Annotated in this window: 13 protein-coding genes; 5 read left to right on the top strand and 8 right to left on the bottom strand. The window is 47.7% G+C overall.

Annotation, left to right across the window (positions count from 1 at the left end; translation table 11 throughout):
- Window positions 1-67: 67 nt before the first annotated feature.
- Complete coding sequence (locus tag QHH26_04290) at window positions 68-3,496, bottom strand: hypothetical protein (protein ID MDH7481183.1); 3,429 nt, start codon at window positions 3,494-3,496, stop codon at window positions 68-70.
- Window positions 3,497-3,659: 163 nt separating this feature from the next.
- Between QHH26_04290 and QHH26_04285 the strand changes: the two genes are divergently transcribed.
- The 5 genes from QHH26_04285 (at window position 3,660) to holA (ending at window position 11,064) form a co-directional block, all read left to right on the top strand.
- Window positions 3,660-5,087, top strand: a complete 1,428-nt coding sequence (locus tag QHH26_04285) for a hypothetical protein (GenBank protein MDH7481182.1) — start codon at window positions 3,660-3,662, stop codon at window positions 5,085-5,087.
- 167 nt (window positions 5,088-5,254) lie between these two features.
- Entirely contained in the window at window positions 5,255-6,493 is a 1,239-nt protein-coding gene (gene rhaI / locus QHH26_04280; protein MDH7481181.1) for an L-rhamnose isomerase, read from the top strand.
- 135 nt (window positions 6,494-6,628) lie between these two features.
- Window positions 6,629-7,834: a DUF58 domain-containing protein gene (locus QHH26_04275; GenBank protein MDH7481180.1), complete on the top strand. Its 1,206-nt coding sequence runs from the start codon at window positions 6,629-6,631 to the stop codon at window positions 7,832-7,834.
- A gap of 4 nt (window positions 7,835-7,838) precedes the next feature.
- Complete coding sequence (locus QHH26_04270; protein ID MDH7481179.1) at window positions 7,839-9,947, top strand: transglutaminase domain-containing protein; 2,109 nt, start codon at window positions 7,839-7,841, stop codon at window positions 9,945-9,947.
- Window positions 9,940-11,064 carry a DNA polymerase III subunit delta gene (holA, locus tag QHH26_04265; GenBank protein ID MDH7481178.1) on the top strand — a complete coding sequence of 375 codons (1,125 nt, stop codon included), beginning with the start codon at window positions 9,940-9,942 and terminating at the stop codon, window positions 11,062-11,064. The genes QHH26_04270 and holA overlap by 8 nt, the downstream gene beginning before the upstream one ends.
- 7 nt (window positions 11,065-11,071) lie before the next feature.
- Here holA and QHH26_04260 read toward each other — a convergent pair whose 3' ends face one another.
- The 7 genes from QHH26_04260 to QHH26_04230 all read right to left on the bottom strand — a co-directional run bounded on the left by QHH26_04260 (window position 11,072) and on the right by QHH26_04230 (window position 22,328).
- Window positions 11,072-11,569 (bottom strand): hypothetical protein, encoded by a 498-nt coding sequence (locus QHH26_04260; GenBank protein MDH7481177.1) that lies wholly within the window; start codon window positions 11,567-11,569, stop codon window positions 11,072-11,074.
- A gap of 205 nt (window positions 11,570-11,774) precedes the next feature.
- Window positions 11,775-11,969, bottom strand: a complete 195-nt coding sequence (locus QHH26_04255; protein MDH7481176.1) for a helix-turn-helix transcriptional regulator — start codon at window positions 11,967-11,969, stop codon at window positions 11,775-11,777.
- Between the two features lie 659 nt (window positions 11,970-12,628).
- Entirely contained in the window at window positions 12,629-15,247 is a 2,619-nt protein-coding gene (locus tag QHH26_04250) for a family 78 glycoside hydrolase catalytic domain (GenBank protein ID MDH7481175.1), read from the bottom strand.
- A gap of 100 nt (window positions 15,248-15,347) precedes the next feature.
- The gene (locus QHH26_04245; GenBank protein MDH7481174.1) at window positions 15,348-17,294 is read right to left on the bottom strand and encodes a helicase C-terminal domain-containing protein; all 1,947 of its coding nucleotides are present in this window, start codon (window positions 17,292-17,294) and stop codon (window positions 15,348-15,350) included.
- Between the two features lie 141 nt (window positions 17,295-17,435).
- Window positions 17,436-18,587: an anti-sigma factor gene (locus QHH26_04240; GenBank protein MDH7481173.1), complete on the bottom strand. Its 1,152-nt coding sequence runs from the start codon at window positions 18,585-18,587 to the stop codon at window positions 17,436-17,438.
- A gap of 148 nt (window positions 18,588-18,735) precedes the next feature.
- Complete coding sequence (locus tag QHH26_04235; protein MDH7481172.1) at window positions 18,736-19,380, bottom strand: sigma-70 family RNA polymerase sigma factor; 645 nt, start codon at window positions 19,378-19,380, stop codon at window positions 18,736-18,738.
- Between the two features lie 311 nt (window positions 19,381-19,691).
- The gene (locus QHH26_04230; protein MDH7481171.1) at window positions 19,692-22,328 is read right to left on the bottom strand and encodes a family 10 glycosylhydrolase; all 2,637 of its coding nucleotides are present in this window, start codon (window positions 22,326-22,328) and stop codon (window positions 19,692-19,694) included.
- Window positions 22,329-22,652: the final 324 nt, after the last annotated feature.

Here is a 22,652-nt window from a genome sequence, read left to right as displayed (position 1 = left end):
ACTCTCATTTCTAGAGAGTCTGCCTTTTTAGAGTGCCACGGAGCTTTACTAAAGTCTTTGCTGCGAGTTAGGGCATAAGTGTCAGTCTAAACTTTTCCCCAAAGGGTGTTCGATTTGCGGCTTCGAAGGAAAAGGTAATTTCCGTTTGGTTTTTCTGCGCAAAGGGGATACTAAACGCTATGTTTTCCGACTCCAGGTGGCCAACATCTCGCTTTATCGGCACCATTTCAACACCGCCCGCTAGCGTACAGGTGATGTAGACACCACCCTGGCGGCCCTTTGCATTGGCGGGAGCTATTAGCTTGGCTTCTCCGAGATTTGTGAAATGTATTTTGAATTCAATTTGCTTGTTTTTTGAGACGTGAACCGTATCACCTGGCTGTAGCAAGACCCAGTTACCGTTAGCATCTTTTACTTCTACTATATCAAAAACGGCATCGAGGTATTTTGGTGGATTGTTTCCTTTGCAGGGGGTGTTCCCAACGGCTATCAGCGGGCAGTTGGTGGAGTCCGTTCCTGTGCCTTCTGTTCGAAGAGCAGGGACATGGCCATTCTCGATTGCTTGCCAAAACAGCTCTTTTACCTCGTCATACACTCCTGCAATGCCATCTGGGTGTTTGTCACGGTCAACAGTTATCCAAAAATCGGGTTTTTTCGCCGAGGGGGCGCTTATGAACTTTGGTGCATATTCACGGATGACTTTTGTTACCGGCCGGTCGCTTCCGTCGGGATTAATGATACCAAAATCGCTATTCTCGCCATATCGAAAGCCGCCAGGATACCACCACGAGAAAATGCCGTCGGCGCAGCTCTTTATGAGCATTTCGTAGAAAGCCTTGTAGTGTTTTGCTTGGAAGTCAAGCCGTATTGGGGACGTCTGCATTCTGCCCATTTCCCAAGTACTACATCCCTGCTCTGCCCAAATCATCGGAAGATGTGGGGCCCAAAGTCTTGCCCATTCGCGCTGGAACCATCCTGGCTTGGTTGCTTCCCATTCGCCAATGCGGCCGTATGCCTCGGGAGCAAGAAAATCCACAGCACCAGCAAGATAGGGAAAGTCATATGGGATGCGGCCTTCCCAGCGGAAGGTAGGGTTCGCCGCCTCTGCCATGCGGAAACTTATAAGGTGGTTTGGGTCAACGCTTCTGACGAGCCGCCTCGCCGCGCTGTATTTTTTGTAAAGGAGGGTATCAAGGAAACGTCTATATGCGGCTGTCATCCGATTCCATGGACCGCTCGAGTCTATCTGGTGAGGCAAGGGATTTGTGACTTTACCATTTTCGTCGCGCGGGACGGCGAAGCCCCAATCATTCTCGGCGTTTTCGATGCTTCCATAACGCTCGATAATCCATTTTTCCCATTCGCCATCCCATATAACGCGGTCACGTTGATGACCGAAAGATGGCTCCCATGCAAGGTCATAGGCGAAAATTGTGTCGTTGTCCATTAGACGTGCGTTCTTGATAATTTCCCCAATTTGCGGCCATAGGAAGTTCATTGGTGTGCCAGGCCTAAGTGCTAGATTGGCTTTTAGGCCTAGCTTTTCAAGGCGTCGAAGCAGATCGTTGAGGTTTTGGGCTTTTTCGTATCCATGGTACACAAAGATGCTAACAGCGTTATAACCTAGGTCTTTGATATGCTCGATGTCGCGCTGAAAAACTTCTGGGTCATATGAGCGGGCGCTTAGGTAATGCTCGAAGTAGTTGCCGTCTTCGATTCCGATTCCCGAGGATGGCATGTAATTTACCCCGCAGGGGCGCCATCGTTTCCCATCGAGCATGAATTCGCCATTTTTTATGGTAACAAAATGCTTTTCCTTCTTTGGTTTCCATACGCCCACTTCATGGGTTACGCGGTCAATTTCCTTAGAGCCCTGGAAGAGTGCCACTTCAGCGATTAGCCCGGCTTTTGGCCATTCTGGGCTTCCCCAAACGGTTTCTTTTTTCACTATGGTGCTGTTCCCGGCGGCCATGAGCGGCCACTCATGGGAATAGAGCACCTCCCCTGAGCGCTGGTCCATGAGCTTCACACGCCCAACCAAGTCATTCCGATGCTCATTACTTAGGTTTACTACGTTAAAGCCCACTTTAATTTGTTGGTCCTCGAAATAAGTATAAAAATTTGTGCCGCCGTCGAGGAAAAAGACGCCATCGCGCATTTTCTCGGCCATTTGTCGGATTACCCGCCGCACTTCCGCCTGCTTATACCAGTTCATATCGCCAATTCCAAACGAAGCCCAAACCCCGCCTTTGAACGGCCCTGAAGCATGCACCATCATTGTGACAGGGTTGCCTCGCCATTCGCCTTCAGCAGTGCGTGCCTCAAGGATGGGAATCCATCGCCAATCACGCCCTTTGTCGAAGCCGCCACCCTTCGGCCTGGGGTGCGGTGAGCGGATGGAAGAGGGCAGAGGAATTGTTGTCGGTGTAACAATTACTTGGTCTTTACGAACAACAATGCTTGCAACTTCGGTTGAGTCAAACAGTTTGTAGTTTGGGGAAAGAGTATCGAGTGCAGGGGGTTCTATTGCGCTTAGAAGCTCCTGGTATTCTGGCGTCATTTTCGCTGTGCCAAATGGCCCAACCCAATACTCAAACCGCCCCGTTCCTATGGCGGAGGTGTGCGATTGCGCCAGTCCGACGCTCATGGCAACTGCGTTCTCGGGGTTGAAGCGGTCTCCTCGGCCGCCCCGGTTTGGTACACTTATCCAGAACTTGAAGTCCTCTGGGGTCAGCACGTACTGCCGCCATTCTGGAGTCAGGGCAACGGTGGCAATCCACCTTGAGCCATCTTTTTCGTCCCATTCAATTGCAAGCTGGGTTGTTCTTTCATCGCCTTTCGCTGAGAAGACTGTGAGTGTGTGACCTTCTGGGAAGGGCTTCTCTAGGGAACGGTTGCCAAAAGTGTCATAGGATGTAAGATTGGAAACTATCACGTGTAGCGAGCGCTGTCCTGCGGCTGGTCCTTCGGCAACTGTTTCGGTAATGGTTTGTGCCTCCATCGTGTCGCTGGATCTTGTCCAGTCTTCTATGTCTTTTGGGGTGAAATTGAAAATTACATTCTCGGGAAGTTTTCCAGCGTTTTCGCGTTGATACTCTTCGCGCGTGAGCCAACGTCCACCTAAATTAATGAGCGCCTTTTGCCACATTGGCGTGTTTAAGGCGATTATATCTCCGCCTTCCTTTAAGTACGCCTCAATTGATGAAGTTGACTTTGCAGGGAGGGTTGATGCGTCTGGGATGACAAGGAGATCGAAATTGCTTATTGAAAGCCTTTGTCGGTCGCACAATTCACGGCCGTCTATATGTGTAACAAGATAACCTGCTGCTTTAATTTCATCCGCAAGTGCCTCGATTAACGCTGAGTCTTCATTTGGCAGGCCGTTTCTAAACAATGCCGCTGTATACTCACGTGTACATCCGGCATTTTGTATTCCAAACAACATTCCGAACGCCAAAACCACTGCCATAAAAAGCGTTTTCTGCAAGTCGAACATTTTCTGAGCCTCCAAGAAAATTGCAAAATCTAGAGAATATTTCAACATTCCTAAAAGTTATCCTTTTGAAGGAGATGTGCTATTTTAAAGAGAACAAAAGAATACATTGAGTCTGATTCCAAACAAGCGCTTGAAATTGATAATTCAGCATGGAGGAAAACTTATGGAAAATCAGTGCAAGTGTACGATGACACGCCGAAGGTTTATTCAGGCTGCAGGGGGTGCGGCGGCTTGTTGGACGCTTCTGCCGTTAGCTGAGTCATTTGTTTCGGCGGACCCCCTGAGTAGGACGCCAATTTTCCCAAAGGCAAAAGCAAAGGTTGCTCTTGTCTTCACCCATGTCGCATCTGGCAGTCCCACTTGGCCCATGAAAGATTATGACTATGAGGGGCGAGCCAAAGAGCTTTCAGACAAGCTTATAAAGGGCTGCCCTGGGATAAATTTTACCATCAGGCATGCGAGAAATAGTGCGGAAGCGCAGACGATAATAAAGGAACTGGCCGATATCGACGGCTTCGCAGTGTATCTGCTTGGTATATGGCCCCATGCGGTAGTTCCAATCCTTCACAGTGGGAAGCCAGTTGTTATGATAGACGATCTTTTTGCGGGTTCGGGCGAGATGCTGATTCATACTGGCGGCGGAAACCGAGAAAACTTGCCTTTCATTAGCATAAGCTCGTCAAACTTTAACGACGTGATTGAGGGTGTCAGGCTTTTTGAGGTGATAAGTTCGCTTAAGCAGTCCAGGATTCTTGATGTGGTGGACTATGACATTAGTGGTTGGGCGGCGGCAGAGAAAAACATTGGCCCTAAGGTTATCAAGCTTTCTTTTCAAGAATTAGCTGAGTATTACAACAAGGCTGACGAGGCAGAAGCAAATCAGTGGGCTGACTATTGGATTAAAAATGCGAAAAAAGTTGTGGAGCCGACTCGAAAAGATATCGTCGACGGTGCAAAAATGTATTTGGCGCTGTGTCGCGCTTGCGCTGAAAGGCGCTGTGATGCAGTAAGCATGGACTGTTTAGGTGGGTTCTATAGTGGGAAGATAACGGCGTATCCGTGTCTGTCATTCTTCCAGATGAACAACGATGGAGGCACCGGCGTTTGTGAGGGTGATATAAACTCCACTTGTACTCAGCTTATGATGCGGTATCTAACAGGGCGGCCAGGATATGTCTCTGACCCGGTGATTGATACTGCCACGAGCGAGATTATTTATGCCCATTGTGTTTCAACCAATCGAGTTTTTGGCCCCAAGGGGAAAGCGAATCCCTATATTATTCGTTCACACCGCGAAGATGACAAAGGTGCGGCAGTCCAATCACTAATGCCAGCGGGCGAACCTGTGACTACGCTTGAAATCGACGTACGCGGCAAGCGGATGGTCATTCACACAGGCGTTACTACACGAAATATTGATGAACCTAAGGCATGCCGCACGAAGTTGGCAGCAAGGGCGAATGTTGAAACGATACTCAACAATTGGGATGTTGGGTGGCATCGAGTAACGGTCTATGGTGATTGGCGGAAAAAGTGTATTCAACTTGCACGCCTCCTCGGAATTACAGTGAAGGAGGAAGATAAAGCATAGTTTTATCAAGCTACAAAGGGTAACAGTTGACTATTATCTGAACATACGCTAATGGATAAAATAAGCTCGATTCTTGCCACTTTGGTAAGGCGAGATGTGGCATGTGTTTAAGTTTGCTTGTTCCTTTTACATGATTGGAGAGATAAAAGGGAGGTAAAACCGCGAAGATGGCTGACAATTATCGAGCGAAATATGAACTTTTAGCTGAAGAATTGACGAACCGCGGCCTTGATGTCGAAAAGATAAAGGTTCGATTAAAGAACCAGAAGATTGAAACCCCATCCTGGGGGTATTCGAATGCCGGGACGCGGTTTGGCACATTCAGGCAAGATGGTGCGGCGGTAACGATTGAAGAAAAGATCGCCGATGCAGCACAGGTACACAAATATACTGGCGTTGCACCGACTGTTGCCGTTCATGTTCTTTGGGACTTTCCGCATGGCCTTGAGGATGCTCGAGGGCTGGCATCGTATGCTGAGTCATTGGGCGTGAAGATTGGAGCAATCAACCCGAATGTGTTCCAAGATCAGGTGTATGCATTCGGCAGTATTACAAGCGCTAATCCAAACATTCGGAAACGGGCCGTTGACCATATTCTCGATTCGATTGAAATTGGGAAAGAGCTTGGTTCTGAAGTGTTGTCCCTGTGGTTTGCTGATGGAACAGATTATCCTGGTGAGGGCGACTTCCGCAAGCGTAAGGCATGGGCGCACGAATGCTTTAGGGTTGTTTATGATGCCATGCCTGAGAATATGCGCATGCTAATTGAGTACAAACCTTTCGAGCCAGCGTTCTATCATACCGATATTGCCGATTGGGGAATGTCGTATGTTTTTTGCAAAGCAGCAGGTCCAAGGGCACACGTGCTTGTAGACCTCGGCCATCATCTTCAGGGTGCGAACATTGAGCACATAGTAGCGTTTCTGCTGGACGAGGAGCGCCTGGGTGGTTTCCATTTCAACAACAGAAAGTATTCAGATGATGATCTTACTGTTGGCTCCATAAATCCATATGAGTTGTTCCTTATTTACAATGAGCTAGTTAAGGCGGAGGATAATCCCAACAATAATCCACCTATTGCATTTATGGTTGACCAATGCCACATAAAAAAAGCCAAGATTGACGCAATGATTCAAACGGTTGAGCATATCCAAACGAGCTACGCCAAGGCTTTATGCATAAATCGAGAAAAGCTTGCGGAAGCCCAGGAGAAAAATGACATCGTCACCGCCGAATCCTGTCTCACTGAGGCGTTCAACACTGACGTACAGCCGCTTCTCAAGGTTGTTCGCGAAGAAATGGGTCTCGACCCCAATCCGCTGGAGGCGTTTCGTGCGTCTGGCTATTGGGAAAAAGTCTCCAAAGAGCGTGCAGGACGATTAGGCGGCGGTGGACTCGGCGTGTAGCAAAGATTAGGAGAGCAAAAGATGTATTAGAATATGGTTTCTTAAGCAATGTTTCCATAATGCAATTTATCGCCTTGCTGTGCGGCCTTCTTTTGCGTTACAATTAGCTTGGGTAAATACCCCAAGGGTAATTCAATGGCAAGAGTAAAGCTCAGCGCGGTATTTATCTCCTCGCTGTTTATTCTCGCGGTTGCTGCTGTTTTGAACATATGGCAGCTATATTTTATGTCTGCCACCCTCGGAATGCTTCCGATAGTTTCATATCTACTCGGGCGCATTTCAGCAAGGGGATTGAAATGCACAAGGGAATGCCCTGAGTACGTCTCCGAGGGTGAACCTATTTTGGTTTCCCTAAGGCTTAAAGGGGGGCAGATGCTCGTTGGCCCGGTAGAAGTCCACGATTCATTTCCCCAATGGTTTGAATCGGCATCCGAGGAAAATGTTATTGAGTGGCACGATGAGGCGTTGGTAATCTCTTACAGGACGATACCAAAAAAGCGGGGAAAATACCGCGTTGGGCCCGTGATCGTGCGAACGACTGACCCACTCGGATTTTTTACATTCACAAGCCGCTATCCTTTGTTTTCCACCATGGTCGTTTATCCGTCACCTCTGCGCATCTCCGAACTAGATTCGAAGCTTGGCGGAGAATTTGGAGAGCAGCAGTTCGAGGGTTCTGGCGCGAAGGGGAGCGGTGTAGATTTCCATGGCGTTAGGGATTTCAATGCGGGTGATGAACTAAGGCGTGTTCACTGGAAGTCAACTGCTCGCCATGGGAAACTTAATGTTGTCGAGTTTGAACATGCTCTAGGGCATAATGCTTTAATCGCTATTGACCTAGAGCAGGACACAGAGATAGGCGAACCACCTTTTACGTCGCTGGAGTACGCCGCAAAATTAGCTGCGGGGATTGCAGAGCAGGCAGTTATGCGGGGAAGTAGTGTTCGGCTCATATATCCAGGGATTACTGGAAGTGCAGCATTGCCTGGGGTTGGGCTTGACCAGTACTATGCAATTTTAGAGGCTCTTGCAGAAATGAAAGCAGACAAGCGTCAGTCCCTATGTGACGTGTTATTGCAAGAGTCAGATTCGATTGAGAGAAATGCAGTTGTGATATGCTTGTCGTCTCGAATCGAAGAGAAAATGGCAGAATGTGCAGAGATTCTAAGTAGCCGATCAATAAAAATATTCTTTGTGTTTTTGAAGATGGCATCGGTTCAATTAGGAGCGCATGAAGAGATTCTGATTTCTAATTTGGCTTCCGCTGGGGCGTCTATTGCAGTTGTAGAATGTTCGGATAAAGAGCTAATGGCTAGGCTAAATTATCAATATGTGGGCTGAAAGAGTGCAAAATGAAGCTTTAAATAGAATACCCCTATATGTGGCGGCTTTCGGTGCGGCTTTGGTTGGAGTAGCTTCGTTAAGCATTGCAGTGAACGATAGCCGCTTTGCAGGCATAATATTTGGCCTACTAGCCATCGGATTCACCACGAGTTGGGGAACACGCGCAGGTCTTATCAAGAAGCAGCTTATGGAGAAGGCTATCTTGCTTATGCTTGGTGGGATACTAGCTGCAATGTACTTTATGCCTGACCTGAGGTACGAGTTCCTGCCAGCGAGCGGCCTCACTTCTCTGGACAGCTTGATGGTTTCATTGCTGGCTTGGATGATGGTAATTTACAGCTTCAATCTTCGTTCAGACAGGGCGGTGTTATTTATATGTGTCCCTGTGCTTAGCCTTGTGGGGCTAATCGGAACTTTCGGCGTTAGTGCTGAGGTCCTCACTTTCTTTATCATGTTTGTATGCTTTGCTGCCTTCGCCCTCGTTGAGCAAAATGCCCTCTCGGCGCAGGAAGGAAGTGTGGTCAGGTCGCATTCAAGGAAGGTTGTCCACGCGCTTGTTGCAGGGAAAGTTGTGGTTTGTGCAATTTTGATGGGTTTACTAGTAGGGCAGGTTGTTTTCTGGGGCACCGGCGGCAAGATAACGGGTTTTTTTGTTGGTCGCCAGCAATTCTTGGCGGCAGAGTCCTTAGTCGGAGGCGATTTCATGCCTGTGTGTACCGGCCCTGTTGCACTTGGTGATGAAGAAGTGATGACTGTGCAGTGTGAGGAAGGTTTTCTTTGGCGCTCGCAAGTATATGACACTTACACAGGGCGGGGCTGGGTAAACACCACGTATGAATGGGAACAAAACCTAATTCCCAAAACGCGATGGGTGACACTTGGCTTCCAAAAAGGCCGTAAGATACCTCTTAATGGATATGCTATTCCCTGGGATGCTAATCGCTTAGGTATGCGCACAAGAGTAAGAGAAGTTCAGCAGACTTTTCGTTCGCTAGGAACGCCGATGGTTTTGGTCTATGGGGCTGCAGAACCAGTGTTTGTGGCATTCCAGAGGCCTGTTGGATTGCGGAGGGTCGGTGGTTCTTTACGGACAAGCCGTCCTTATGGGGCTAAAAATAGATATATTGTAATTTCATCAGTGAGTACTGCGACTAGGGCAGAGCTTGAAAACGCCGGGACTGATTATCCTGAATTCATCGCGGATCGTTACTGTGATGTTCCGCCGTCTTGTTGGCAAGTCCAAAGGATTACCGATAAAGTTACCTCAGGGTTGACGAATCCCTACGAGAAAGTAATAGCGATTAAGGATTTTCTTGAGAAAGAGTACGTCTACGATGCAGCAGCACCAGCGGCGCCACCCCAGGAAGATGTGGTTACCTACTTTTTGTTGAAATCCCGCCGCGGCTATTGTGATGTTTTTGCAAGTGCAATGGCAATAATGTGTAGGCAAGCGGGCGTGCCTGCGCGTGTTGTGAGTGGATTTGCCACAGGTGTTTATAACGAGGAGGACGGCCTATTCCACGTCCAGCAAAAGGACCGTCATGCATGGACGGAAGTGTATTTCCCCAATTATGGATGGATTGCATTTGATTTGGCTCCTGCTGAGGGCAGCCCTGCTCTGCTAGCTCGTATTTCCAAGCTTTTGGCGAGGGCATATAGGGCGGTAACAGCTGGTGGTTTCGCCATGGCGGCAATGCTTGTGTTGGCGGTCCTTGCGTTATATTTGGTCAAGGTTCGAATAATAGACCGGAGGAGAAATGAACCTCAATGGGTGGCTGACTTGAAAGTATCCCGCAGCCGTGCAGTTCAAAACTATAAGAGGATGTGTCGCATGCTTGCAGGCATTGGGTATCCTAGATTGCCTACATTAACGCCGTTGGAATATGCGGCGGAGCTGTCTGCTGTGTTGCCGACAGAATTAAGCCGTATGTTGCCGACTATAGAAGCGATTACATCTGATTTTATAGAGGTACGGTATGGAAGGCGCGAGCTCCCTGAAGGTCGAATTAATGAAAGTGCTGTTCTTCTAGAAGATTTTGCTCGGGCTATAAGAGGATTTTGGATGAAACGTCTGCGAAAAGTATGCATTCGAGGATTAGTCAATGAATAACATAGCTAATGATCAGGCAAAGGATAGGGTTTGTCTTTTTACCGGTGAAGTAGACGCCCGCAGGTATGAGGCTGTTGATGCGCTTATCAACCGTTTTGTTGACCCTGCTTTTGCAGAATTTGACCTTGAATATATCGATGCGGAAACGTCATCTGCATCACAAATCCTTTCTGCTGTTTCAACAGTTCCATTTGCTTCAGAGAGGAAAGTTGTCGTTGTTCAGGATGTTGATTGCTTAAGTGCGGATGAGCAGGTCAAAATTGCTGATTTTCTTCCGAAGCTGAGTGCGAGGAGTTGCCTGATACTTTTAACCTCGGAAAAGGCGATTGCAGTAAAGCCGAAGAGCCAGGCAAAGGAAAAAGCTTCAACGGGTGCAGACGGCGAAGAGGAGGCTCCGAGAAAGGGGCTTCAGCCGAAGCTTAGGTCGGCAGTCGCCAAATATGGGACCATTGTGCATGCTGAAAAATTAAAAGGGGAGGCTCTTCGAAGGGCAGTTGTTGCAGAGGCACGCAAGCACGGAAAGGATATTCAGCAGGCGGCGGCGGAGGCTCTTGCGTACTCAATAGAAGGGAGCTTGGCGCTGATGCAACGTGAGATTGAGAAGCTTGCCATTTATATCGGCGATAGAAAGACTATCACGCTTGCGGATGTCGAGCGTTTGACGCCAAGGCCACCTGAAGACAGGATTTTTCCAATGATAGATGCGATTGGAGCAGGTAAGCAGGCGCAGGCGATTAGGCTCCTCCAGGAGACTCTTATGGCAAGCGCAAGACCAGAGGAAGAGGTCATGCGAATCTTGGCGATGCTAGCTCGGCACTTCCGCTTACTTTATCAGATGGCGTATTTAAAGCAAATTGGCTTGGACCCTTTCTCCAAAGTGCCCGACGACGTTGCAGATATGTTGCCTAAGGAGCACAACATCTTGGAAACCGCAGAATATGCGAGGAGGGCAATGGCGGCGCAGTTGCGGTTTTTTACTATGCCTCAAATTATGAAGTGTTTGAAGCAGGTTCTTGCGACTGAGCTGGTAACAAAAGGCGTTGAGGGAGAAGCCAGCTCCCGCCGGCTGAATCTCGAAATCCTCATAATGAGGCTTTGCGATCGGGAAAGGTGTTAAGGGCTCCTTAGTCTGATTGGGGCAAGTATTTTATAAATTTCCCACTGTTGGGTGCCGTCTCAATATACAGCGCGTCGTAGGGTTGAGAATCCCCTTGCCTGTAGTAGATGACGTGATCATCCGTGTAGTCTCCTGTGGTTAGAACATTGACTGATACGGGTCCGCCCGACGCTATCCAAGTTTTCCCTTGATAGGTAAAAGATGTCGGCAGTCCAGGTGGTGAGGCTGCTTCACCCTGTGGTTGAGTTGGCGTTTGTGGCTGGGCGGTTTCTGGTGGCGGTTGCTGAGGAGGTATTTCCGCAGGCGGTGGTGTTGGTGGTTGGACTTCCTTTTTTATGAAGTCCTCGGGTCTGCCAGTTTTGACTTTTGGCCCGGTTACGACAATTGTTTTGGGTGGGCGACTAGAAGCGGCTGAGATAAGTGTCAGAACAAGGAGGATACTGGCAATTCCCAGTATGAACCAAATCCAGTTATGCGTGCGATTGGTTTTATCAGTGGTAGCCATACGCACCCCTTATGTTTAATAGCGCTTTTTGAATTTCAATTCATTAATACCCAAAGAGGTGCGCTGGCAATCACGGGCATACAATAACACAATTTTGCCTACTCGTTACTCCGGCAGACACGGTTAGTTCGGCGGTAACGAACCTTTGCAAAGAGATGAAGTGTATTAAAACCATTGTGTTCTGCAGGTTCTTAATTACCGCTTGTTATGTTGGAGACAAAACCCCCAGCTCTGCTGCGCGTCGGAGTGCCTGAATTCGATTCGAAACACCAAGCTTTTCGTAAATTTTTGCTAGATGAAAGTCCACGGTGCGTTTGCTCAGGTAGAGGATCTCGGCAACCTCTCCGCTTGACTTACCTTCGAGGATCAAGTTCAGGACTTCGATCTCCCGCGCGGTCAAAGAGGGCGTCTCCCTGCGGTCAGAAGAAGGCATGGATAAAGTGGTGGCCATCCTTCAGCTCCCCTTTCCGCTTAACCTCTTGGCTCCAAAGAGCCGGGCTTTGCTATTGCCGGTATCTCGTTGTATTCGGCTTTGTATTTAGCAATAGATATAAACCGCAACGATATCCGGTCCCTGAAAAATCACCTGCTCTGCGTCAGGTTTTATTAGTGCCTGCGTCTTCTATTTCTTATATTAGCTCTAATCAAAGAGCGGCTTTGCCGCCCGGTACTATGTAAAAGCAATTGATGGCTTTGATTGGGGTGTGCTATATCTTCTTTGTTCAAGTGCGATTTTATTAAAAGTTCGCCTTATTGTCAACTTTCAAACATAAAACTGGTAAAATTACCAGGTGTGTATACTTTATATATACTACAATCAATTGATGGCTCATATACCCTGGCACTAATGCCTGTTTATTGATGATTTATTGGTAATGGCACATGTTCTGCAGCAATTTTAGATAGCGCAACTCTTCTCCTTCCAGGCTTGATTTTAGGGTCTTCATGATCCAACCCGTCCAGCAAGTGCTGGCGGGTTTTCTTTTTATTCTTTTCAAGGAGAATTGGCAAATGATTAGGTAATTTTATTTGAATACTTATTCTTTTTACCAGTTAGCATTAGTTAGTAAAGGCGACAGTTAACTCATAACTTCCAGATTGTTCGATTGTTAAATAGGCTCTACCACCATGGGGCCCGGAAAAAGAGACACCTGCAGGCAGAAGTTGACTTCCGTTTACTAGTACTTTTGGTGTCTTGCTATCGTCAGGCAGCGGCAGGCTAACATCCGCCTTCATTCCCTTGGGAATCTTAATTGCAATTCGAAAAGCATCCTTGTTGTTTTTCCAATCAACTTCAACATCGCCTAGTGGTGTTGGGGCACAGCCCTTTGCCCAATCTAGACCGCCAGCGTTTGGAGCAATGGAGACTCGGCGAAACCCTGGTTCGGCTGGGCTTATTCCTAGTATATACTTGGACAGATGTGAGGTTGGGGCGGAAGACCACCCATGGCATAGTGAATTTGAATTATGCCAATTCTCCCAAAGTGTGGTTGCGCCCCAGTCGAGCATTTTGCCCCAGTTGGTCTTGATGAAGTCAAGTGCTTCACTGTGCATGTTGTTTTCGAAAAGCGCTTCGAGGAAGAAGTAAGAGAAGAAGGGACCACCAGGTATTATGCCGCTTGATGTATCGAGAGCCTTCGCAAGTATCGACTGACGGATTTCAACGGGGGCGATTCCATAGAGAGTAGCGAGGCCGTTAGGCATCTGGCTAAGTTCGCTTGAGAAAGTTTTGTCCTTCTCCGAGTAGTATTCGGCATACATCCCTCTAGAGTAATCAAAGAGCCTTGAGTTAATTGCTAATTTTACTTCCTCAGCCCGAGTGGAAAGTTTGGTTGCTGTTTCATTATCTCCAACTAACTTCGCAAGTTCAGAGGCATCTAATAGCGCCTTGTAATATAGGCAGTTCTGCGCTGTAATTGTGCCCTTAAGCTGGCCAGCGGTCCAATCAATAAAGTTCCAATGCGGTAGGTCGGTGAGGAGGCCAAAGGCATCCTTTTGTGCTTCAAACCAGCCGATTAGTTTTTTTACCTTGGGGAAAATTTCGGCAACAAGGGTTCTGTCGCCAGTATATATGTAGTAGTCGTGGATTGACATAATCCAATAGAGACAAAAAGCTGGGATTGGGTTATCAAACGTTCCTGGCCAAAAACACATTGTTATGCCATTTGGCTTTTGCGATTGGCCTATTTGCTTGATGCCCTTTCGAATAAGATAAGTATCGCCAAATACGTAATAATTGGTTATTGCCTCGACTCGGGCATCGCCCCACCATTGTGTTCGTTCTCGCCACGGGCAGTCAGTGTAGGCATCTTCCATATTGAGCTGAACTGTGTATGCGCCCACCTTCCATATCTCGTTCAGTCGTTCGTCTGAGCATCTGAAGTATCCACGCCATTTAACCGGATAGGTGGAGAAATTCACACTAATGGATTCGATAACTACTGGGCCTGAACAGTCGCGAAAGTCGAGCTGTATGTACCTGAATGCACGTTTATCGAAAGTCTCCCAAGTTTGGCGATTGGGCTTCATTCGGTATCTGTCTGCGTAATGGACGCCGCTGCGATGGGGGTCGACCTTTCCTTCGGTAAGTAGTTCGCCATATCCGATATCTATTACACCCCCACTCGATGCAAGGATATTGATTCGCGGGTAGCCTGTAATTTCGCGGCCAAAGTCAAGAACGATATATACTGCTTTTCCGGCCTTGCGTTCTTTTTCTGGGAGTGGATAAACAGTGCATACGCCTAGCTTTGAATTTGTTGCCAAAAACGCAGGCAAAGTCTTGCCCCTAGGGTCCAAAGGTTGAGCACGTAGGATATCTTCAATATTTGGCCGCCTGATGAGCGCTTGTGGGTTTGCGGCCAGTGTAGCTGTGTTTTGTGCCTTTCTTCTAACTTCATGGCTCATCAATGCGGCTACGGAAGCCTTATCGTCATGAGGGTTATCGTTTGGTGATGGCTCAGCAGTGCCTATTTCATAGATTGCCGTTGGGAATATCTCCTGTTCATACATCTGGGGGATTTCGCTCGGCACAAGTGTGGGCCATGGGTCCATACCCGGTGGGCCGATTACCTTTGCCTTCTCCCAATTTGAGTCATCGAAGCAGACTTCGGTCCATCTATCGGGGGCGAGATTTGCATCATAAACTTCGTTGAATCCCAACTGCACGTCCATTCGCGGTAGATCGCGGAACCAGGCTTTGGCTGGTAACACACGCCAAGATTCATCGGATGCGAGCGTAAGCTTCTTACATTTGTTAGAGTTGGCATCTGTGTAAAAAATTGACCCGTCAAAGATGAAGCCACCTCGCCCAAGTATGTAGAAGAATGTCCCTGTGCCGTAGTGATGAACCAAAGCTGCAATTACATTCTTGCCGGATGTAAGGTAAGGTGAAAGGTCGTAAGTATCATAGTATTGCCATCGGGGGTCGGACCGCACAGGGCCACGCCCAACGAACCGGCCATTTACGTAGAGCTTATAGCGGCTGTCAGCGCAAATCCGCACGGGTGCAGTGACAGCGTTTCCAGGCAAGTTGAATGTCTTTCTAACATACAGGTAGTAGTTGACCGGCTTATCCTCGCCTGAGTCCCATATCCACTTGCCCTTCCAGCTTGCAGCAGCAGGTCCGACGCTGAAGACTAGGCAGAGAAGGGCGCAAAGGATTATGATTCTGCACATTGTAGTTCGATTTAAGGGTTAGGCTGAATTGGTTATTTTTCCTTCTTAAAGAGCAGTGTTTGGTTATTTTCGACTTTAAATGCAGAATGGTGCTTGGTTTTTATGCTCGGCGCCCGATGACTTTGGCGAAGAATGCTTCGACATCCTCAATCGAGTGCGTTATTGGGGAGGGCGGGAGGTATTGGAGGAATTCCTTGCCGTAATGTTTTTTCACAAGTCGGGAGTCGAGTATTGCCACTACGCCTCGGTCATCTTTCTTGCGAATTAAGCGGCCAAAACCCTGCTTCAGACGTATTTGTGCTTGTGGTATCGCATATTCTCTAAACCAGTCGCGGCCTGCCGCCTTTATGGAATTTATGCGTGCACGGTTGAGGGGATTATCCGGTACACCGAATGGTAACTTGTCAATCACTACGCAGCTTAGAGCCTCGCCGCGGATGTCAACGCCTTCCCAGAAGCTGTGGACGCCGAAGAGACAGGCATTGTTGAGCCTTAGAAATTCCTGGACGAGCTGTTCGTTCGGCATATCACCTTGCTTCAAGAGGACGTAGGGCAACCTTGTTAGAAGCCGTTCATATACGGCATTCATCATTCGGTAAGAGGTGAACAGCAGGAACGCTCTGCCGCCGGAGGCACGCACAATGCGCTCGATTTCGTCTGCAACCTTGTCTGCATATTCAGGGCTTTCAGATGGAAAATCTAGGTGTTTTGGAATGTAGAGCAGTGACTGATTGCGAAAGTCAAATGGCGAATCTTCGATAATCTCTACGCAATCTGGAATTCCGAGTCTTGCCTTGATATAGTCAAACCTTCCTGAATTTGAAAGAGTTGCGGAGGTTAGGACGGCAGTATCTACTTGTTTCCAAAGAGAGTTGTAGAGCAGGTCTGCGACGCTTAATGGGGAGTAACGAAGGTAACAAGTAGCGAGTTTGCCATTTGAGGCTTTCTCTCCCCATTTAAAGTAGCCGTCTTCCGTACCAAAGAATAGCAGTTTAAGTTCCTCACTAATGCGAGTGCACATTCGCTTAAGGCCGTTTAGGCGGTCCTCAAGTTCCTGGCGGCCTTCTGTCTCTTGTTCGGATAGCTCTCGATTTAGTCCATCAAGTATTGTGGTAAGTACGCTGACAATATTTTCGATTTCATCTTGTGATTGTTCGTGGTAGATGTCCTCAAAGAAGAATTCTTGTTTTTGATAATTGACGAATATACCGAAAAGCTCTTGGTTGAGCTTCTCAATTGTTTGGATGCGTTTTGGGTCAAGCGATATGCCTTTAGTTCGGCGAATTTTATTAAGGAAGTTTGGTATTCGCCAGTTGCTAAACTCGATACCGAAAACTTTTGTTGCAACATCCTCGAGATGGTGTGCTTCGTCGAATATTACGACTTTATAATCTGGTAACACACCTGCATTTGGGTCCGTCATTCGGATTGCTAGGTCGCTAAAAAATAGGGAGTGGTTGGTGATGACGATATCTGCTTCTGAGGCTGCCTTCCGTGCCTTATAGTAGAAGCATTTGTGGAAAAACCTGCATTCCTGGCGGTGGCATGTGTCCTGGTCGGAGCAGATTTCTTCCCATTCTGAGAATGCGAAGTCTAGTTCGGCGACATCACCTGTTTGTGTTTCCTTTGCCCATTCCCTTATACGTTCAAAAAACGGATCGCGTGTCAGTAAGAGCTGGGGGGTCTCGGCGTCAAGGTTATTTAAGCACAAGTAGTTGCTGCGTCCTTTCATTATTACCGCGGTGAAAGGCATTTGGGGAATCGCGTTCTGGACGAAAGGAATGTCTTTGTTCATAAGCTGGGCTTGCAGATAGAGGGTATGGCTGGAGATGATAACCTTATTGCCGTTTAATGCGTGCTCGGCGGCTGGGATAATATATGCCATGCTTTTCCCGACGCCAGTGCCAGCTTCAGCAAGGCAGTGTCTTTTCGTTTTCAAGGCGTTTTGGATTGCAATTGCGACTTTGATTTGCTGAAGCCGATGCTCGTATCCAGGCATGTTTTGCGAAATTGGTCCCTCAGGGCCTAGAAGATCTTTTAAGTTCATTGAGTTCAACCCGAACACCTGTTCTGATGCGATAATTATACTTTTTTCGCGGTGCCTGGGCAAGTAAAGCGCCAGAAATTATAAGTAAAAGGGCCTCGGATTATTGTTCCGAGGCCCTTTGTTTTTGCTTATTTCTTATAATTAGTTGGTTGAGATTTTCTCTAAATCTTTGTCTACGTGAATTGCGTTGTCAAACCATCGCCAGGTGAGGCCCACCGGTAACAACGTCTTTCGGAGGGCGTCCTCAAGGGTTTGGGTGCCGGAATCAAGTGCAGGCGGGGTCTGCTTTAGTTGAGCGTTGGCAATTATCATAACCCCGTAATCCTGGGATATTCGGTCTAATATTGAGTAGAGGTTGCCGCTTGTTCTATCGAAATCGACGTCAGTAGATAGGCCTAGGACGCCTGGTGCACTTTCGCTTGGCTTCTTGGTAGGAATGAAGATAATCTGAGCGAAGTGCCTTTTTCTAAACGTCCAGGTTACGAGTAGCTTATCGGCTCCTGTTCTTTGTGCTGAGCGGTAAACTGGCCAAGGAAGCACACAGTCCTTTCCGTATACTACATCACCTTTCCAGATGAGCTTGGCGTCTTCAAGGTTTTCCACGTCAACGTAGCCCCGTCGGTCGGACCTATCTGGAATCAGATATACTTCAGCGGCAATTCTTGCTGTGGCTTCTCGGACAAGGGCATCGGTATTAATGCTGAGCATAATTTGGTAGAGTATTTGCTCTTTGCTAACATCAATTGGCGGAGCGGTAATCCAAAGTGTGTTGCTGTGCAGCTTTCGATTCTTCCACTGCTCGCGCATTGCGTTCTCGTGAGCAGAGAGAAGTGAGGCTTCCGCCAGGGATGTTGGTTGTGTTTGCGTGCCAGTATACTGTTCGGCGATGATTTCCTGAGAATTGCCTCCCGCTCTTATATTCTCAATAGTGCTTGGCACCTTAAGGAGTAGGAAGGCAAGAGCAACCCCTGCGCATGCGATTGCGATTGCACGTGCGGGTACCAGACGAGCTAGCATATAGCTCCACGTGAGGCCAAAAGTGCCTTGCTTTGCGCGCATCGCCTTTTCATGCTCTGCGCGGGCAATTCGCATCACGATGTCATGTCGAAGGTTGTAGGGTGGTTCCACCTCGGGCAGTGTTCCCAGCACAGCCCATGTTTGTTTGAAGGCTTCGAAGCTTTGACTACAATCTGGACATTCCTCGATGTGATTGCGCACGGCAGCCATGAGGGAATAATCCATGCAGCCTTCTAAATAATCCGAAAACAGTTCTTTAGCTTCTCCGCATTTCATGTCGTTATCCTATTCTGTGCCCGGGTGCCCTCTAATACACAACGCGGACCGAGTCCGGAGGTCGTTTGCACCTGGCCTCGTAATTGCGCCGCTCTTTTCTTTCCAGAGGTATGGTGCTTTTCTTTGATTTTCATTTGGTTCGACGACTTCAAGACTCAAAAAGTTCCCTGACTGCTTGCAGTTTGTCCTTGAGAGCCAGTCGCGCTCGATTGAGCCTCGATTTGACGGTTCCGATGGGTAGACCGATTATCTCTGCTATCTCCTCGTATGATTTACCCTGTGTGTGGAAGAGAACTACCATTACCCTTTGGTAGTCGGGCAGGCTATTGATTGCTTCCTGTAGCACATCAGAGCGCTCTTTTGCTTCAAGTACCTCGATTGGCCCAGGTGAAGGGTCCTCAATTTGGCGCGTTACTGTGCTTTCTTCAAGCTCGATATATTCGTCAAGAGGAATGTTTAGATGGCCTTTTGAACGCTTGCGTTCGTCTAGATAAACATTGGTGACGATTCTAAACAACCAGGTAGAGAAGTTAGCATCTCCTCGGAAACTTTGAATGGCGTTGAATACTTTGATAAATGCCTCGGATATTACGTCGTTTGCGTCATCATAGTTGCCGCAAAGGCGGAAAGCAAAATTATAGATTTGCTTCTCGTATCGACGGATTAGCTCGTCGAATGCCGAGATATCGCCTTGTTTGCAACGTTCGATTATGGCGTACTCGTCTTGGCGCAATGCTTTAGCATCCTTATGCGTGCGAACCACGCTGCTATCAATGCTTTTAACCCTTTCCAATGCTTACCTCAAGGCGTTTATTTTTACGCCGATTACAAAATACTGCTATGCTGTATTTTTTCAGCACCTTTATATACGCTTGAAACCGTTGGTTAATCGCTGGCTATTTTTTTGCTCAGCTTTTGCTTACAGCAAATGCTAGGTGCTGTTCAAAGGAATAAATTATCATTGTAAGGCATTTATAATTATTATAGCACATTTTTGTTTAAGTTCCACACAGCAATCTACCCAGAAGTGAAGAAGGGCGGGGTTATAGCTGACCCCGCCCGTTTCATTCAACTTCGATTCGGAAAGTCCGCGTTTTTAGGGCATTATTGCGGCGTTTGTTTTGGGATAATGAGTGCCAAGTCGTCCGCATGTGTTCGCACCCAATATCCTTGCCATGGCATTACGAGTTCTGTTTGGTTCTTTCCATTTGACTTTAGCCACACGTGGCCCAGCCTTTGAGTTGCATTGTCCCAGGTGAATAGCAAAGGCATAATCCAGCCGGCTTTGACAGCCTCTTGGATTGTTAGAAGCTGTTTGCCATCGGTTATTGTCATATCTTGGTACCTAGATGGAGCAGTGAATGGCTGAGAAATTAGATTCCATCCACTCTTCGGCAACGTGATTCTCATGTCTGCTGCACCCTCGTTGTTGAAGCCGACATAGCTTATTTTTTCTGTTTTGATTGAAGTTAAGCCGTAACCTTCGCCTCGAAGAATTCCGAATTTGCCGTCATCCCAAGGATTGTACGGAATCCAAGAGTCGCCATTCCAGCTGCAAAGCTTGTCAATAATTTCAAGCCCGGCGAACACTACATCGGGAGCGGAGTTTTCGGGTGCGCAGGGTACGCCGATTAGATTGAAGCCCTTTCTAATTGCTTCTTGTGGCGAGGTTAGGCTAACCAAAGATTCGCTGGACTGGATGTCTGACTGGTAGCGGACTCTGATTACGCGGACCGGCGCCGTCTCACCTGCGTCCATGCCGCTGATGCCAGTTACGCGGGCTACAGTTGTGGGTATGCTCTTTCCTGGACAAATAACCTTTACCATGCTAGATCCATCGTTTATTACAAACCAACCGTTCCCAGACTCGACAACCTTGCCAGTGCACTGGATGAGTAGCCCTGTAGTAATTGGCTTGAGATCGAGGTCCTTTATCTTTACGGCTAAAGCTCCTAACGGTGTTCCCGCCTCCTTGCTAAGCAATCGAGCTTTGTCTAGCACGCGCTCGCCATTTTCGGTAGTTAGAACGCCAACATAACTTACTACGTCTCCTTCAGCGACAGGACTTGTCCAGAAAAGCGGTTTGACTTTGAGACCGGCTGTCCTGTTAGGTTCTTCGATGTATATGCATCCCTCTATCGCACCTGTTGGTGAGGTGACAGACTTGCCGATTACCCTGATTTGCGTGCCGTCGGGAAGTTCGCGAGCTTCCCAAAGCGTTACTGGGTCCACCAAATCAAGGCTAAAGTCGAGGCGGGTAGCGAGTCCAGCTGTTACGACTGCTGTTTTCGTTGCTGTTTTGAACCCTAGCGAGGAGACGTTGACAGTGTACTCGCCTGGCGGTAGGTCTACAAAGACGAAGGTACCCGTGCCATCGGTGAGCATGCTTTTTGAAATTGGTCCGCTGATGGATACTTGTGCCTTACAAATCCAGTTGCCATATACTGGGTCGTTTGGCATTGAAGAATCGGTAACCTGACCAAATAGAATACCTTCAGTTGGATTGCTTTTCCAAGGCATGTCAGGAAGTGGTGCAGGAAGTGCAAACACAGAATCCTTGATTGCTTGGTAGAAGGCGGAATTCGGTTGGTTATCTTTGTTTGTAGAGCGATAGCTATATGTGCAGACGCCTTCACATCCGGCAGTTCTGGCGTATCCAATTTGGCTTATCGTTCCGTTGATCGAATTAAGATATGCCGCCACTCCATCTACTACATGGCGGCCAAACTTATTGTTAATTAAGTAACTAGTCCAAAGCCGATAATCTCGAGCCTGATTGCTATCGTGCTCGCGTTTATAGTTCATCAGGATATTCATATCGAGGATGTGTTCTTCCATCCATCGCTTGTGGTCTTGGAAAACCTCGGTGTATGCGCGCGTAGCCCTAAAGTCAACATTTGGGTCAGCGCCCATCCATCCAATTGTGTCGGCTGACATCTTAATAGATGGCTTTATATAGACGCATTCGGCATAGCACTTCCGCACTAAGTCGGTAACCTGGTTTCTTCGGAAATCGCACCAAGTAGCCCAAAGAGGATCTGATGTTTTTGTTGGTGGATATGAGCCGTATTCACGTCTGAACCTTTCGCAAGTAATATCGTTGTAGCCCCATGGATTGGCGGTGTAACCCTTTGGCCAGTAAGAGCTTTCGGGATAGCGAATGCGGTCAAAATTGACGCCGTCAACGTCGTACTTAGAAAGTATGTCCTTGAGGAGGTCGCAGATATATTGCTGAACACCAGGCACGCCAGGGTCGAGCTCCCAATATGTGCCAACAAGGTTAGTTCCATTTGCGGCTTTATGTAGCCATTCGGGATGTGTTCTGAAAACATGGTTTTCTGGAGGCAGTGGCCAGGCGGTGTTCCAGACGCGGTATGGTATTATCCAGGCATGAACTTCGATTCCCTTCGCATGGGCTTTCTCTAGACAGTCTGCGAGAGGGTCGTATGGGGGATCGGTTACGACAATATTGCGTGCCCATGGTTCGTAGGCTGAGTTGTAGTAGGCATCTCCACACTTTCTAACTTCAAGGACGATAGCGTTATAATTTGCGGCGGCGGCTGTGTCTACTAAAGTCGTTACCGAATCTGGATCATATGGGCCGGGGCTGCCCCATGTGTCTACCCACAAGCCTCTGAATTCGGGCGGTGCTGTGTTTTGCGCAAGTGCAGTAGTAGCTAACGTAACTAAAAATAAGAGGGTGAGGAAGGTAAGCAAAATTGCGCTCAGTCGTGTGTGCATGTTTTATTAATTCTCCTTTCCGTTATGTTCTTTTTAGGATGCCGCATTCTTGCCATTTTTTTGACTAATTTTGAATTAGTAATGTTGCTCCACTCTGCTATTGTGACTTATAAATTTTCCCAAAAGTAGCAATTGAATATTTAAATGGCCCTTTGATACCGAAAATACTGCCAGGTTTCCGTTTTGTCAATCTGCACTTATACCAGTTTTCAGAAGCTTTTCATTGTTTTTCAAACTAAAACAATGAAAAATTGGTGATTGGCGTGCAAGCATTAATACGCATAAGGTTCATCTTTGCAAGCTATGGGTTGCATGAGAAACAAA

The organism is Armatimonadota bacterium (assembly GCA_029907255.1).
Classification (GTDB): Bacteria; Armatimonadota; UBA5829; order DTJY01; family DTJY01; genus JAIMAU01.
This window is presented reverse-complemented; position numbering and strand designations above follow the sequence as displayed.